Annotated in this window: 2 protein-coding genes; one reads left to right on the top strand and one right to left on the bottom strand. The window is 70.4% G+C overall.

Annotated elements, in window-relative coordinates:
- Positions 1 to 200 precede the first annotated feature (200 nt).
- Positions 201 to 347 carry a hypothetical protein gene (locus CcI49_RS42565; protein ID WP_198955548.1) on the top strand — a complete coding sequence of 49 codons (147 nt, stop codon included), beginning with the start codon at positions 201 to 203 and terminating at the stop codon, positions 345 to 347.
- Between the two features lie 168 nt (positions 348 to 515).
- Here the strand turns inward: CcI49_RS42565 and CcI49_RS42080 are convergent.
- A partial coding sequence (locus tag CcI49_RS42080) for a hypothetical protein (protein WP_076827410.1) occupies positions 516 to 1,912 on the bottom strand: 1,397 nt, incomplete at its 5' end.

The following is a 1,912-nucleotide window of genomic DNA, read 5'->3' as shown; positions in this document are numbered from 1 at the left end:
GATCAGTTTGTCGAACGCGTCGAACGTCGTGGTCGTGGTGGTGCTGCCCTCGACGCGGGTGGCCAGGGTGCCCCGGGCGGTGTAGGCGTAGGTCGTGTTCAGGAAAACTTGACCCAGGTCAACGGCACCGAGACCGGCGGTTCACGCGGCCTGAACTACGACCCGGCTATCGCCGACACCATCGGGGATCAGGAGCGATCATGCCCGTTCTGCAGGACCGGGAGACGCTCGAAGCCGAGTTTTACGCGGCCCGTGCGACGCCGGCAGAGATCGAGGCCGGGGCCCGCCGGCTGCTGGCCGAGGCGCGGGGCACCAACTCGCCGAGGCTCGCAGGCAGACCGGGCTGATCCAGAAGGACATCGCCGCCCGCATGGGCATCAGGGTGGCCCGCGTGCCCGACCTGATCGCCGATTTCGGCGATCAGACCTTGCGCCTGCCGGTCACCGACCCGCACGCCGACGCTGTGGCCTGAAGGGACAGCTTGTTAGCCGGTTTTCCGCGGGTATGGCGCGGGCTCACGGCGTCGGCGGGGCGGACGTCGAGGGCGTTGGTTCGGCGGATGTGATGCCCGGCGCCTCGGTGGCAGGCGCCTCGGCTTCGGGCGGCGTGGTCGCCGGTGTCGCCGGCTCACTCGGCGTTGGCGAGACTGTTGGAGATGGTTCCGGCAGGTGGGAAGCGAACGCGCCAGGCCGGACGTTTCGGATGCTTACGCGGAAGTCTGCCGGACAGTGCCGGTCATCGGATCTGATCTTCAGGGTGAGGATGAGCATGTCCTGGGGCAGGCTTGCCGTTGCGAGGCTTGCGCCCGGAATCCGGGCGAGCACCATGGGTGGGAGCGCGTCGTCGGCCGCCTGAAGCGTTGTCGTGACAGACGCGACAGGCACGCCTCCTGCGGTGGTCGCGGTGGCCTCGACCGTGACGGTGGTGTTCAGCCAGGGCAGGCGCGCGGTGGTGAGGTCGAGCGCCTCGGCGCCGGCGGTGTCCGGGTCGAGATCCGTGAAGGCGACGGCGAGGTCGGCCGCCCGCATGGGATCACAGTCCTCTGGCTCAAGATCAATCGTCGGTGGAGACGACGTCGCGGCGGGGACGGCTGGGCCCGGGGTGGGTGTGGGGGAGGGAGGGCTGCTCGCCGCAGGCGCTCGACTTGGAGTCATGGTGACGATGGGGATGTCGCCGAGGGTGGGCTCGGTGGAGGCGGTCGGGCTGGCGGCGTTCCCGCCGGATGCTGTCGCGGCGGTGTGGTTGGCCGGTGCCCTCCCCGTGGTTCCGGTTCCGCTGGTCCCGATGCCGCTGGCCGTGGGGGTGGCGCCGCCCTGGCGGTAGCCGTTGAGCCAGGTGAGGACGGTGCGGACGTAGGCGTCGGAGGGGTTGTASGACAGGATCGCGGCGCGTAGGTCGGCGGCGTCGTCGAGGTCGCGGTCGCGGGCGCAGAGGTAGTGGCCGGCGGCGAGGTCGGCGTCGTGGATGTTGTGYGGGTTCTTGAYGCCGTCGCCGTTGCCGTCGCGGCCGGAGCCGGCCCAGGTGGTGGGGATGAACTGCATGGGGCCGACGGCGCGGTCGTAGACGGTGTCGTGGTCGAGGGCGCCGTTGTCGCTGTCGCGGATGAGGGCGTTGCCGCCGGTGCCGTYGAGGCGGGGGCCGAGGATGAGTGGGCTGGTGACGGTGCCGTCGGTGGTGATGCTGCGGCCGGTGGCGTGGTTGGACTCGACCTTGCCGATGGCGGCGAGTAGTTCCCAGGGCAGGTTGCAGCTGGGTTTGTCCKCGGCGAGTTGCTGGGCGGCCTTCTGGTAGGCGGCGAGGAGCTGGGTGGGGATCTTCTTGGCGCTGTCGGTGAGGGTGATGCTGGTGGTGGGGCTGTCGCTGTCGGAGGTGGCGTCCTGGGCGAGCTCGTCGGTGGTGAGGTCCGCGGGGT

Source organism: Frankia sp. CcI49 (assembly GCF_001983215.1).
Lineage (GTDB): Bacteria > Actinomycetota > Actinomycetes > Frankiales > Frankiaceae > Parafrankia > Parafrankia irregularis.
The sequence above is the reverse complement of the archived record's forward strand: the minus strand, read 5'-3'. Positions and strand labels throughout refer to the sequence as shown.

Excerpts from the sequence above, each read along its gene's own strand:
- CcI49_RS42565 (WP_198955548.1), top strand. The coding sequence starts at position 201 with ATGCCCGTTCTGCAGGACCGGGAGACGCTCGAAGCCGAGTTTTACGCG.